This window comes from Alteromonas sp. MB-3u-76 (genome assembly GCF_002831605.1).
In the GTDB taxonomy this organism is placed as follows: domain Bacteria; phylum Pseudomonadota; class Gammaproteobacteria; order Enterobacterales; family Alteromonadaceae; genus Alteromonas; species Alteromonas hispanica.
In genome coordinates, this window is record NZ_CP025115.1 from 4294659 (window position 1) to 4307770 (window position 13112).

Here is a 13112-nt window from a genome sequence, read left to right on the forward strand (position 1 = left end):
TTTACGGCTAAATATTGCGGGCTTTTTTGTATCCGTTTCTCTCGAATCTTGTCGTTTGTCTACCACCGAAGTCTTATGGCATTCCAATTAACAATATATTAACGTCTCGGAGTATTCACGGGTTAGATATTCATTATAGGTATCATTATGAGTCATAGTGCTTCTAGTGCACTTTCGCACAACGCTCGAAAAGACAGAAAGAAAAAGGCAACTAACAACAGTGATAGTGTAGACACTAGCGCAATTGTTGAACCAGCTGATGCCAACAAAAGCAATAACGCTTTTGCTGACAAGAAAAATATCATGTGGGTATTGCTCAGTGGGGCAATGGCCCTCACTTTTATTGTTATGCTGTTTTTGCCCAATACTGGTATGGGCGATGGCATGATGGCGACGTATTCTTCAATGCTTTGGTGTGGCTTTTTTGGCGCTGCTCTTTGGCGTTACTACAGCGCCAATGGCTGGACGGGCTTTGCCATTGGCAGCGTCGTTGGATTTATTTTGCAAGTGATATCCCAAATAATCTAAGGCGTGCCCTAATTATTGACAACAAGCGATTACGCTTATTTGTAATCGCTTCCCACCTCTTCCACGTAACTATTCATAATGTTATCTAAACCAAGCGCGAAAATACTTTTCGGTGCTATTTAAGTGCCTTTCGCTACTAAATTAACAAAATTAATAATCAGCGCTTTGCGCACCAAGTTCTGCTTATGCTGTGGTGTGCTTATGCTGTGGTGTGCTTCAAGCGCATAAGGCTTAAGCGTATAAAAATCACGCACATCACTATTTAGCACGGCAAGCTTAACCCCATAAAAAGAGAGCTTACATGTCCAACGATACCCCTTCACGAAAGTCAAAAGCGATCCCCACTTCTCGGTTTTCTAGAGTAAGTAGGCTAGGTGCTCTGGCCGGTAAAATTGCAGGCAATGTCGTGACACAAGGAGCCGGGCAGCTTTTAAGGGGTGAAAAACCCGCCTTATCGTCGTTGCTGCTTACCCCAAAAAACATGACTAACGTTGCGAATCAACTCGCCAGTATGCGCGGTGCAGCCATGAAGCTAGGTCAGCTTATATCCATGGACGCCGGTGACTTCTTACCTCCTGAACTTGCCACCATAATGTCGCGATTGAGGGAAGACGCCGACCCGATGCCAAAATCGCAGTTAATCGATACATTAAACCAAGCTTGGGGCGAGAATTGGCAAGATGATCTGTTGTACTTTTCCTTTGCACCTGTGGCAGCAGCGTCTATTGGTCAGGTACACAAAGCTATTACAATGGAAGGAAAAATGCTTGCCATTAAAGTGCAGTACCCCGGGGTTAGAAAGAGCATTGATAGCGATGTAGACAATGTTGCCACACTTATAAATTTAACCGGGCTCATTCCAAAATCACTGAATATTAAGCCACTGCTTAATGAAGCTAAAACCCAACTGCACCAGGAAGCGGATTACAACAGAGAAGCAACCATGCTTACCCGCTATGGTAGTCATTTAGCGGATATGGAGCGCTTTTTAATTCCATCTACTTACCAGCCTCTTACCAGTGAAACCGTTCTGGCTATGGACTTTATTGAAGCCTCGAACTTAGACGCTTTACTCGATGAGCCCCAAAATGTACGTAACGCTGTTATGAGTGACTTAATGTCACTTTTTTTCAACGAAGTGTTTAACTTTAAGTTATTACAAAGCGATCCAAACCTTGCCAATTATAAATTTAATGTTGAGACCAAGCAGATAGTATTGCTTGATTTTGGTGCCACCAGAGACATTCCTGACGACATTTCTGTGGGGTATAAAGAACTTCTCAATAGCGCCGCTTTGCAAGACACGCAACGTATGAAAGCAGCAGCGTTAGATATTGGCTTAATTGACAGCACTCACGAGGCAGCACAGGTCGATGCAGTCATAGGTATTGGTATGGAAGCCTGTGAATCGCTGATACATGACGAACCTTACGACTTCGGTACAAGTACCTTGGTACAGCGCCTTCACGATAAGGGCATGACACTCACTGCCGAGCACGACTTTTGGCACACGCCACCGGCTGACGCACTGTTTATCCATCGAAAGCTTGGTGGTTTATTTCTTCTCGCAAGACGCTTGGGCGCCCAAGTAAACATGAGAGAACTGGCTGCGCCTTGGCTAGAATAACGCAGCTTTTCCTTTGTTTTTGCTTTTTGATCTAGATTATCAATCTAGATGATGGGGAAGCGCTTAGTAGGGTAAATCCATACTAAAAGGCAGTGCCATCTGCTCAGCGCTTTTTGGTGGGTTACCTATCATTTCATCGTAAGGCGTATCGTGCTTCATCACAGATTTCGCAACACTACAGTGTGCAAAAGCCTCACGAATATGGCCTGTACTAAAGAATCGCATGGGCTTACCTTTTTTGTCGTAAACCATGCCACTTCTGTCCTTCACAGTTAGATACACTAAATATACGTTCATCTCGTAAGACTGAACTTCTAAGTAGTCTATTACTGTTGGCGTATCTTCTAACTCACTAAATAGAAACTTATGCATGCTACCCTCTAAAAACAAGCCATTGGTATCGGAGTGCTCTATTCTCACTTATGTGCATATCTGATTGCCGAGCCCAAACAAAAGAGGGAACTGCAAAGTAAGCCTTCGCTGTAACTATATGCGGAATAGGTTAACGCTTTTGCGCAAAACGACCTTATTACGTAATGGCGAGCTCTCAGGTTCAATCTGCCGTTTCAGCAGACAAGGTGACATCTTCAAGTGGACGTCGATAATTGCTGTGGCGCACAGCATAAAGTAGGGCAATTAAGCTAACAACACACGATAAAGCAAACCACAACGCTGCTACGCCAACCCCTGCGGCAATCCACAGTAAAGGAAGCATTAGCAGCCGAGGCCCCTCTATAGCTAACGCCAACGTTGACTGAGACAATATAAAACCGTTTTGAATACTCATAATCACAACCGTTGTCACAATAGTGACTTGTTGAATACCCGAGAGAGCGCTTAAATTCAAAAGAAAATACAGCGAAACGACAAGCATAATGACATGTTGCAGTAAGCTATAGCGCGTAACCGATTTATGAATATGTGGGTGGTACTTTTTAAATTGTTGCAAGGGCAATTTTTCCTTTGGAAACCGCTTTGAAACATCTGCTGGTCGCCATCCAGTACGACCAAACCAGACGCGAAATTTGTCACTCCATCGGCGTGTGTAATAACTGTCTTTGGCTAGCTGACTATAGACTTGCAAATTAGCCATTATCGGATTGAAACTGTTGAGTGCTCCGCGGATACCAAAAACAACTGGTTCCTCTTTTAATTCAGGTATGTAAGTACCGAACAATCGGTCCCACAGAATGAACACACCGCCATAGTTTTTATCAATATAGACAGGGTTCTGTGCATGATGCACCCTGTGATTAGACGGGGTAACGAAAATGCGCTCCATCCACCCTAGAGTATTAATATGCTGGGTATGCACCCAAAATTGATAGACCAGATTAAGTGCCCCTACGGTGATGATCATTTCAGGGGTAAACCCAACAAATGCTAACGGTAAATAAAATACCCAACTAAAAATTGCACCGCTCGTTTGCCGCAACGCAGTGGTAAGATTGTAATCTTCACTAGAGTGATGCACGACATGGGCGGCCCACAAAATACTTATTTCGTGTCCCATTCGGTGATTCCAGTAATAAAAGAAATCATAGGCAACAAAGGCAACTAACCACACCCACCACGCTTGCGGAAGTTCAAACATCGCAACGGCGTCGAACACAAGCACATAAATGGTGAACGGAATAAGTTGATGGCCTATTGCCATCATGCGAGAAAGTACACCAGCACTTAAGCTGGTAATGGCATCATTGGTACGGTAGTGCCCTGTTTTACGCTTGCTATCAACGTAAAGCTCTAAGCCAATAAGCAGAAAAAATAGCGGAATCGCAAATAAAATAACGGTCATAAACTGCAACCTAATAAACACAGCCCTCATGTTAAACAAATGTTTAAAAAAACCCAAGCTATTTACATTTGCCGCATGGCTCGTTTTTGAGCTTTGGCAAGAAAACGGTTCATTTTTGATATAAGCAATCGAAAACCCCGTTTGAAACGTTAAAGAGTAGTACAGTTAATATATTAAGCTGAAAGGAACAATTCTCTTGTTTGATTTTCTAACATTGAGTGTTATGTCTGGTAGTATTACCAAAAAGGAAATCTCAGCAGCGGAGTCATTATGAGCGAAACAACAGAGAAAAAGTCGTTAGGCCCACACTTTCTGATAGCGGGAATTATCCTTGTCGTTATTCTGGCCATTGTTTTTTGGCCCAGTGATGAAAAGCCTGATCCGGTAGAAACACCAAAGCCACAAATAGATGAGCCTGTTATTACAGAATCTGACGAGCCAGAGGTTTTTGAAACCAAGCCTGCGCCACCTACTGTTGAACTTGAAGAAAAAGATGAAGTAGAACCACTACCAGAGCTTGAAGAACCCGAGCCTGAACCTCTCGATGTGAGCGACCCTGCGATCAAAGAGTCGTTGATTAATAGTGCTTCTGCCGATGAAAGCACCGTGAATAGGCTGCTCGTCAATGAGGGGTTACTACAACGCTTTGTCGTGTCGGTAACAAACTTAGCCAATAATAAAATGGCGCCTAACCATCAGCTTTTAACGCCACCTGAGCAGAATTTTAGAGTTTACTCACAGGCCGGAAAACAATGGATAGATGCCGCAAGCTATAAGCGCTATACACCATACGTCAACGTGCTGGAATCATTTGATAACGAGGCACTGGTCAATGTTTTTCAGACTTACAAAGACGACATTCAGGCTAAATACGCAGAGATTGGCGATCCAGACAAAGACTTTAACGTCGTTTTGTTAAACGCCATTGATGAACTGCTAGATACACCGGAAGTGCCTGTACCGGTAGAAGTTTACTCAGACTCGGTTATGTACAAGTACAAAGATGAACGGCTTGAAAACCTTGACGGGCCTCAAAAACAGCTTTTAAGAACAGGGCCTGACAATATGCGTCGTATAAAAGCGAAGCTACGTGAAATTAAAGTCTTGATTGAGCAAAATGGACTTAACTAAATTTCAAAAACAGATAGAGGGTTCGTCTGACAAGGCGCGCTCTCTGCCTCCCGTAGAAAATTGGAACCCAGACTTCTGTGGCGACATTAACATGGTCATAGCGATGGACGGCCGCTGGTTCTATGAGGGAACGCCGGTAGGCCGTGCTAGCCTAGTGAAATTGTTTTCATCGGTGCTTAAAAAAGAAGAGGACAATTACTTTCTTGTTACTCCAGTGGAAAAAGTGGGTATCACTGTTGAGGACACCCCGTTTTTAATCACTCAATGGAAAGTGCTAGAAGAAAAAGACAACAGTGAGACACTGGTACTTGTTACTCAAACTGGCGACGAAGTCCGTTTGGATAATGAGGAGCAAATTGAATTACGCGTTCCTCCCGAAGAGATCAGAGATAAAGATGCCACTGCAATTCCCTACGTGTGTGTACGCCGAAATCTATGGGCCCGCCTCCATCAAAATGTGTATTATCAGTTACTTGAAAAGGCCGAAGAAAAAAGCAACGGTGATACAACACGCTTTATAATACACTCTGCAAACCGCAACTTTGTGATTGGTGAAGTTAATCAATCAAAATAGGCTTGACCAGTTCTATCAGTAGTGTCAGCCCTATCGCTAAAGCCAGCTTTATCAACAAGTTTAGTGTTTTCAACAAAAGCGGTAGTGCATTTGAATATATCTTCCGAATATCGTTACATCTTTCTTTTGATTTAAACTTATAAAACAACCCAATAATGGCGTAATACTTTGCGTTAGTTAGGTGAGTGCTTTACATTAAATTACTGTGTAATTATCCATCAAAAGAAGAACTATATTATGAAAAAGACACTCACCGCTTTAGCTGTATCTTGCACTCTCTTGCCTTTAACTATCGCTGCTCAAGCAGCTACCCTCATCCACGCAGGAAAAGCCTTTACTGGTACTTCTGACGAGTTAAAAAACAAAGTCACTATTGTTATTGAAGGCAATAAAATTGAGAGCGTTAAAAATGGTTTTGTAAAAGGTGGCAAGGGCGATAGCGTTATTGACTTAAAAGACAGCACTGTTATGCCAGGTCTAATGGACATGCACGTTCACCTATCTTCACAGCAAGGTGGACCTAAGAGCTACTTAGAGCGATTTACTCTTAACGAGGCCGACTATGCACTGCGCGCAGCCAGCTATGCAAAAACAACGTTAGACGCTGGGTTCACAACAGTAAGAAACTTAGGTGACTCACATAATGAAACGATAGCCTTAAGAACTGCAATAGATAAAGGCTATGCCGTTGGTCCTCGCATTTATACTGTGGGCAAATCTATTGCCACCACAGGCGGACATGCAGACCCATCTAACGGCATGTCGCATTTGCTGCGTCCCGATGTAGGTCCAGAACAAGGCGTAGTTAATGGCGAAGCTGAAGCTAGGGAAGCCGTAAGAACACGTTACCAAGACGGCGCAAACTTAATTAAAATAACGGCAACGGGCGGTGTATTGAGCGTGGCAAAGAACGGTCAAAACCCTCAATTTATGACGGACGAACTAGAAGCCATTGTCGATACTGCAAAAGACTACGAAATGACTGTAGCCGTTCACGCACATGGTAAAGAGGGTATGAAGCGCGCCATCAAAGCGGGGGTCGATTCGATTGAACACGGCACTTACATGGATGAAGAGATCCATAGTCTTATGAAGGAAAATGGAACTTACTATGTGCCCACCATCCTTGCTGGTAAATTTGTTGCTGAAAAAGCCAAAATCGACGGTTTCTTTCCTGAGCTTGTACGCCCTAAAGCTGCAGCCATTGGGCCGTTAATTCAACAGACCTTTGCTACAGCACACAAAGCAGGTGTAAAAATTGCATTTGGAACAGACAGTGGCGTATCGGCTCATGGTGATAACGCTCAAGAGTTTGCTCTTATGGTTGAAGCGGGAATGACGCCTGCAGATGCATTGACTAGCGCAACAGTAAATGGCGCGGATTTACTTGGTGTCAGCGATATTTTGGGTACCTTGGAAGCGGGTAAACTCGCAGATATCGTGGCTGTAAAAGGTAATCCTCTCGAAGATATTACCCTTATGGAACGCGTTTCATTTGTTATGAAGGACGGCGTGGTATACAAAAATTAATATGAAAGGATTACATGACCCCGGTTCAAAAGGTAAGTAAAAAGGTTACACGGAAAACCAAACAGCTGGTCGATTCCAAGCATATGCTGAAAGGGATTACTATTTCATCCTTTTTAGAGTCGACCATAGTGCCTATTCCTCTGGAAGCGGTAATGTTGCCCTTAATGCAGGCGCGGCGTGAGTCACTGTGGCAAATAGCGGCAATGGCAACGCTAGGTTGTGTTATTGGTGCCGTGTTTGGTTATGCCTTGGGGTACTATCTTTTCGATATAATTGGAGAGTGGGTGATTGAAACCTTTTTCAGTCAAGACCAATTCGACAACGTAAAAAATAAGATGGAACAACAAGGGTTTTGGTTTGTAATGACCTTAGGTATTGCTCCAATTCCCTTTCAAGTCGCTATGCTTGCTGCAGGAGCAACAAAATTCTCTTTTCCTCTGTTTTTACTTGCCACAGTAATTGCACGCTCTCTTCGTTATTTCGGTTTAGCCGCAGTGGTATATTATGCTGGCGACAAAGCAGAGCAGCTTATAAGGCGTTACAAGATGAAAGCCGTAATAGCGGCAACACTTGTTGTTCTTTTGCTTTGGTGGGCTACAAATGCACTGTAAACGCAAAAACTAGTAGGCTTGTTTTTAATAGGCGTTTCCAACGTTCGGTTTTAGTCTTTCATTTTAAGAGGAGTTAAAAATACCGGAGCATTATTGATAATGATTCCCATTTGCATTATTGTGATTAGCAGGAGGTGCAAATATGAACTCACAACATCTATGTCCGGTTTACAGAAAATGGCTGCAGTTGAATCCAACAGATGCACGAAAACATCGCCTTATGCTGCAAGACAGGGTTCAACAGGCACACCTTTTAGGGCAGCACGAAAAGGCCTGTGTATTGGGATACCAAAGCTTAGAAACAGCGAAGGTTGTCATTACATCATTACAAAATGTCACATCTCATCGTGATAGCGCGGTGCAAGACGATATTATTGCTTATGCAACAATGGCTATGTACTTGTCCGCAATTTTGCATCATCAGCATCGCCAAAAGGATGCACAGCAAGTTCTGCAAGATTGTCAGCAGCAATTACTCGCTATTTTACCGTTACATGCCACCAATACCCATATTCTAGGCGTGTTGAAAACCGTTCTTAGCACATTAGAGCAGGGGAGTGTTATACCGCCTCTCACTCGCGAAGTTTCTCGTTATATTCACTAAGGCTTAAGTAAATGAGCAAGTCACTGTTAGCAGAGGGCTTATTCGCCCCCTTTCCTAATTACGAACTGATACGGCATGGTTTCTGTTTGAGATGCCACCAGCGTGTGCCCCATAAATCGACAAAAACTGGGAATGTCTCTGGCCGTTGATGGGTCGTCTGCCGAAACAGACAATGTTTCGCCATCCGGCAGTTTTCGAATGTTCAAGCGCACCATCATTACGGGCTCTGGGCAACGAAGACCTAAAGCGTCTAAGTGCTGGCTGGCGCTATTAAACTCACTGTCAAAATCAGATGCCATAGTTTTCACGGTAGGTGTTAATTGCGTCTATTTCAGCGCTGTGACCACCTTTTTCCTGCAGGTATGCAACTACATCAGCAAGAGTGACAATAGAAATCACAGTAGTATTGAAATCTCGCTCTACCTCTTGAATAGCGGATAGCTCACCTTTACCGCGCTCCTGCCTATCAAGGGCAATAAGCACACCAGACAAACTTGCCTGCTGTTGCTCAATCAGCGTCATAGATTCCCGGATAGCGGTTCCCGCAGTGATCACATCATCAACCAGCATTACGCGACCTTGCAAGGGACTACCCACTAAATTGCCACCTTCGCCGTGTGCTTTTGCTTCTTTGCGATTAAAGCAATAAGGCACATCACGTTGATGACTGTCTGCTAACGCTACCGCTGTAGTAGTGGCAATAGGGATCCCTTTATAGGCAGGCCCGAATAACACATCGAACTCTACACCTGCATCAACCAACGCATCGGCATAAAAACGGCCTAACTTGGCTAGGTCGCCACCGCGATTGAACAAGCCTGCATTAAAAAAGTAAGGACTTATACGGCCTGACTTTAACGTAAATTCACCAAACTTTAGTACACCACGGTTGATGGCGAACTCAATAAAATCACGTTGGAACCCTTTCATATAAACCTCTTACGCTAGTGCTGCTTTCTGAATATCAAACAATTCGCGAAGACCGTGCTTGGCTATCTTCAGCATTTCCTCTAACTCTTCAAACGAGAAAGGTTCACCTTCTGCAGTACCCTGAACCTCAATTAGCTTGCCCGTTTCTGTCATCACAATGTTCATGTCAGTCTCGGCCTCAGAATCTTCTGTGTATTCAAGGTCGGCAATAGGTGTACCTTCAAAGATACCTACCGACAGCGCGGCAATCATATGCTTAAGTGGATTAGCTTTTAAAATACCTTTTGCGCGCATATAAGTGAGTGCGTCTACCAATGCCACACATGCACCTGTAATTGATGCGGTACGAGTACCACCATCTGCTTGAATTACATCGCAATCTAGCGTGATAGTATTTTCACCAAGTAGTTTTAAATCTACCGCAGCGCGCAACGAGCGAGCAATAAGGCGCTGAATTTCTAACGTACGGCCACCTTGTTTACCACGCGCCGCTTCTCGGCCACTGCGTGTATGCGTTGCACGAGGTAACATACTGTATTCAGCGGTTATCCACCCTTTTCCTTGCCCCTTCATAAAGCGAGGCACGCCTTCTTCTACCGTCGCGTTACATAACACCTTAGTGTTTCCGAACTCTACCAATACAGAGCCCTCTGCATGGCAAGTGTATTGACGAGTAATTGTAACAGGGCGAATTTGACTGGCGGTTCTGCCGCTTGGACGCATAGGGTTCTCCACAACGTAAATGCTAAAAATAGAATCTTCGGTAGATAATAAAAAGTGAGTACACCTAGAGTGCACAAACTAAATTTACCGAAAATAAGAATAAGCATAAGTATAGCGCAATGAGCCTGTCTGATGAAAACGAACTTTGCTCGTATTCCTTACAGAAACAAGCAAATGTACGCTAATATAGTAAGAACAAGAAAGACTGCCTTCATATTCACAGATACAACACGGCGTTCGCGTTGTTTTTGCAGGCTTTCAGTACAACTCGAAGGATAACTATGATTTATAGTATGACAGCATTCGCTCGTGTAGAGACGAAAAAGGAATGGGGCTCTGCGGTATGGGAAATACGCTCGGTTAACCAGCGTTTTTTAGAGACCTATTTTCGCTTGCCTGAACAATTTCGTTCTCTGGAACCTATGCTACGAGAGCGCTTTCGCAAAAAGCTAGCCCGCGGCAAAGTAGAGTGCGCTTTACGCTTTACGGCAAATGATGCAGCTATTACAACGCTTAGTTTAAATGAAGATTTAGCAAAGCAAGTTATGCAGGCTGCTGATTGGGTTCAATCTCATGGTCAGTCATCGGGCGTAAACCCATTAGACGTATTGCGCTGGCCTGGCGTAATAGCAGCAGAAGAGGCCGACATGGATACCATTCATGCAGATGTTATGGCTGCATTTGACCAGGGTTTAAAAGATTTCATTGATGCTCGTGCTTCAGAAGGCGAGGCGCTAAAAGATATGATTACACAGCGTTTAGACGCTATTGAAACCGAAGTAGAAAAAGTTGCCTCTCGCATGCCAGAAATTATGGTTTGGCAAAGAGAGAAAGTGCAGGCGCGCTTTGAAGAAGCGAAAGTAGAACTAGACGCAGGACGCTTCGAACAAGAAATGATCATGCTTGCACAAAAGGTAGATGTTGCTGAAGAATTAGACCGCTTAAACACTCATGTTAACGAGACCCGCAATATTCTGAAAAAAGGTGGGGCAATTGGTCGCAGACTCGACTTTATGATGCAAGAGTTTAATCGTGAATCAAACACCTTAGGCTCTAAATCTATAAGCACCGACATTACGCAGTCGGCAGTAGAGCTTAAAGTGCTGATTGAGCAAATGCGCGAGCAGATTCAAAATATCGAATAGTTTTTTTACCCGTCCAAGAATGTCTTAGAAGCCCTGTTATTTGCTTGTAAATACAGGGCTTTTTTATTTTTCCCGTCCAAATCGGTTTGCAGATGTCCGTTACCAACTACCTGTTTAGTGGTGGGCAGAATGGTGGGCAGTCCCCTCATTTTTGCTCAATAAGCATTTTGCGGTGAGCAAATTGGTGGGCAGTAAGTTACCCAATTTTCGCATTTAACTCGCCACCACAACAGGTTAGCTGCTGATTCAATAAGCAAATCGGTGGTGGGCAGCCATTATTGCCCCCTCCATTATTTCAGCAACTATGGAGTAAACATGGGAAAACTCACAGCAAAACAGGTTATTGCATACAGCAAAGCCGACCCAAAAAAATATTCAGATGGTGAAGGGTTATACTTTTGCGTCCGCAAACAAGGCTCGCCTTACTGGATGATCCGCTACACCACAGCCAAAGGAAGACGAGAAGCAACCTTGGGGCAATTTCCTTTAATGTCGTTGGCAGACGCCAGAATTGCCGCCGCATACTTTCGAAAGGAAGTACGTGACGGCATAGATCCTCTGCTAGAGAAACAGAAAATCGAGTTACCTGACATTGAAACCGTGGATCAACTGTTTCATGACTGGTATCGAACCGATCTGAGTAGACGACTTAAGCATCCCAAGATTCCGTATCGGGTTTACACCAAAGACATAAGCCCAGTCATTGGCATAAAGTGTATTGCTGAGGTGACCGCACGTGAAGTACGTGAAGTATTAGAGCGCATTCGAGATAGCAACCGCCCTACCATTGCCAACGATACCTTGATGTACATGAAGCAGCTGTTTCGACATGCGATAAAGCTCGACTTAACGCTGAACAACCCCGCCGCAGCCTTTACCGTGGACGATGCCGGTGGCGTGGAGTCTAGTAAAGACAGGATGCTTAGCAAAGAGGAAATTCACTACGCCTTTAGTGTGTTTCATACCCATATCAATAGCTTTGGCCGCGACAATTACCTCGCTTGCTGCCTGTTTTTGGTGTTGGGCGTGCGCAAAAGCGAACTGTGCGAAGCCATGTGGCGTGAAATGGATTTAACCACAGGCGTGTGGGATCTACCCAAAGAACGCAGCAAAACCGGCGTTCCAATCAGCATTCCTTTACCGCGCCAAGCCATTGCTTGGTTCAACGAGTTGCAAATCCGCGCTTGTGGCTCGCCTTATGTTTTCCCGGCCAGACGAGCAAGCCATCGTCCACATATGGGGCCAGATACACTGAACCGAGCCATTTCTAAACTCTTTGGTCGCGAGCCAGGGCGCAAAAAACAGCCACCCAATAAAATGGGTAAACTTGAACACTTCACCGTACACGATTTACGCCGTACCTTTCGCAGCCTTGCCGCCTCTTTAGGCATTGCAGGCAACGTGGCCGAACGCTGTCTTAACCATAAGCTAAAAGGCGTTGAGGGTATCTACGACCGGCCCGAGCTTTTTGAAAACAGTACTTTGAAGAGCGCCGAATTGCCCATCAAACCGTGGCTGATGTGATCGAACCGCTGGTGAACTTTGAGCCCGCTTCACAATACAAAATCGGAGGGCGCTAACATGCAGTTTATGATGCGACTTGCCCCCATTACCTTTCCAATAGCCATGCTGGCAGGCCTTGGTTGGTGTATTGGCATTGCCTTACTCGAACAACCTCATGGCGTAGGCCACGCGCTTACTCGGTATTGCCTGATGGTATTCGTGGTACTCGCTCCATGGCTGACGCTAAAACTCACGTTCTACGTGATTGTCGGCCTAGGACGCAAACTGGGGCTCATCCCGCCTGCACGCCCAACGCATAGCCTAGGTTATGAAGAATCACCCCTTTCTTTTTAAACAAGAGGGGTTCAGAGTATTGGCCTTTTTCGATGGCAAACGCAGTCGCATGCC

General features: G+C 44.6%; 15 protein-coding genes. 10 read left to right on the forward strand and 5 right to left on the reverse strand.

Annotated elements, in window-relative coordinates; all coding sequences use genetic code 11:
* The first annotated feature begins 147 nt into the window (after positions 1-147).
* Together CW735_RS19110 and CW735_RS19115 are read left to right on the forward strand one after the other, a co-directional pair.
* The gene (locus CW735_RS19110; protein WP_100973105.1) at positions 148-528 is read left to right on the forward strand and encodes a hypothetical protein; all 381 of its coding nucleotides are present in this window, start codon (positions 148-150) and stop codon (positions 526-528) included.
* A gap of 301 nt (positions 529-829) precedes the next feature.
* On the forward strand, positions 830-2155 hold the full coding sequence (locus CW735_RS19115; RefSeq protein ID WP_100973106.1) for an ABC1 kinase family protein: 1326 nt from the start codon (positions 830-832) through the stop codon (positions 2153-2155).
* 63 nt (positions 2156-2218) lie between these two features.
* On the opposite strand, the gene CW735_RS19120 is transcribed toward CW735_RS19115, so the two are convergent.
* Entirely contained in the window at positions 2219-2527 is a 309-nt protein-coding gene (locus CW735_RS19120; RefSeq protein WP_100973107.1) for a DUF6482 family protein, read from the reverse strand.
* 181 nt (positions 2528-2708) lie between these two features.
* Positions 2709-3953, reverse strand: a complete 1245-nt coding sequence (locus CW735_RS19125; protein WP_100973108.1) for a sterol desaturase family protein — start codon at positions 3951-3953, stop codon at positions 2709-2711.
* 270 nt (positions 3954-4223) lie between these two features.
* On the opposite strand from CW735_RS19125, the gene CW735_RS19130 reads away from it, so the two are divergent.
* From CW735_RS19130 to CW735_RS19150, 5 genes are all read left to right on the forward strand, one after another.
* Positions 4224-5084 carry a DUF3014 domain-containing protein gene (locus CW735_RS19130; protein ID WP_071981031.1) on the forward strand — a complete coding sequence of 287 codons (861 nt, stop codon included), beginning with the start codon at positions 4224-4226 and terminating at the stop codon, positions 5082-5084.
* Positions 5071-5658, forward strand: coding sequence for a DUF1285 domain-containing protein (locus tag CW735_RS19135; RefSeq protein WP_100973109.1), 588 nt, complete (start codon positions 5071-5073; stop codon positions 5656-5658). The genes CW735_RS19130 and CW735_RS19135 overlap by 14 nt, the downstream gene beginning before the upstream one ends.
* Before the next feature lie 237 nt (positions 5659-5895).
* Positions 5896-7188 (forward strand): metal-dependent hydrolase family protein, encoded by a 1293-nt coding sequence (locus CW735_RS19140; protein ID WP_071981033.1) that lies wholly within the window; start codon positions 5896-5898, stop codon positions 7186-7188.
* Positions 7189-7202: 14 nt separating this feature from the next.
* Positions 7203-7799: a YqaA family protein gene (locus tag CW735_RS19145; RefSeq protein WP_100973110.1), complete on the forward strand. Its 597-nt coding sequence runs from the start codon at positions 7203-7205 to the stop codon at positions 7797-7799.
* 142 nt (positions 7800-7941) lie between these two features.
* Complete coding sequence (locus CW735_RS19150) at positions 7942-8403, forward strand: hypothetical protein (RefSeq protein ID WP_071981035.1); 462 nt, start codon at positions 7942-7944, stop codon at positions 8401-8403.
* A 38-nt stretch (positions 8404-8441) separates the two neighbouring features.
* Here the strand turns inward: CW735_RS19150 and tusA are convergent, their stop codons facing one another.
* Genes tusA through rph form a run of 3 tightly spaced genes read right to left on the reverse strand, consistent with a single transcriptional unit; the run spans position 8442 to position 10056 of the window.
* A complete protein-coding gene (gene tusA / locus CW735_RS19155) occupies positions 8442-8702 on the reverse strand; it encodes a sulfurtransferase TusA (RefSeq protein WP_071981036.1) in 261 nt (86 codons plus the stop codon).
* Positions 8692-9333 carry an orotate phosphoribosyltransferase gene (gene pyrE, locus CW735_RS19160; RefSeq protein ID WP_071981037.1) on the reverse strand — a complete coding sequence of 214 codons (642 nt, stop codon included), beginning with the start codon at positions 9331-9333 and terminating at the stop codon, positions 8692-8694. The genes tusA and pyrE overlap by 11 nt, the downstream gene beginning before the upstream one ends.
* A 9-nt stretch (positions 9334-9342) precedes the next feature.
* A complete protein-coding gene (gene rph, locus CW735_RS19165) occupies positions 9343-10056 on the reverse strand; it encodes a ribonuclease PH (protein WP_071981038.1) in 714 nt (237 codons plus the stop codon).
* A gap of 281 nt (positions 10057-10337) precedes the next feature.
* Between rph and CW735_RS19170 the strand changes: the two genes are divergently transcribed.
* The 3 genes from CW735_RS19170 (at position 10338) to CW735_RS19180 (ending at position 13058) form a co-directional block, all read left to right on the forward strand.
* Positions 10338-11201: a YicC/YloC family endoribonuclease gene (locus tag CW735_RS19170; RefSeq protein WP_100973111.1), complete on the forward strand. Its 864-nt coding sequence runs from the start codon at positions 10338-10340 to the stop codon at positions 11199-11201.
* A 315-nt stretch (positions 11202-11516) separates the two neighbouring features.
* Positions 11517-12725, forward strand: coding sequence for a tyrosine-type recombinase/integrase (locus CW735_RS19175; protein WP_100973112.1), 1209 nt, complete (start codon positions 11517-11519; stop codon positions 12723-12725).
* A 57-nt stretch (positions 12726-12782) separates the two neighbouring features.
* The gene (locus CW735_RS19180) at positions 12783-13058 is read left to right on the forward strand and encodes a hypothetical protein (protein WP_232368328.1); all 276 of its coding nucleotides are present in this window, start codon (positions 12783-12785) and stop codon (positions 13056-13058) included.
* The last annotated feature ends 54 nt before the right edge of the window (positions 13059-13112 follow it).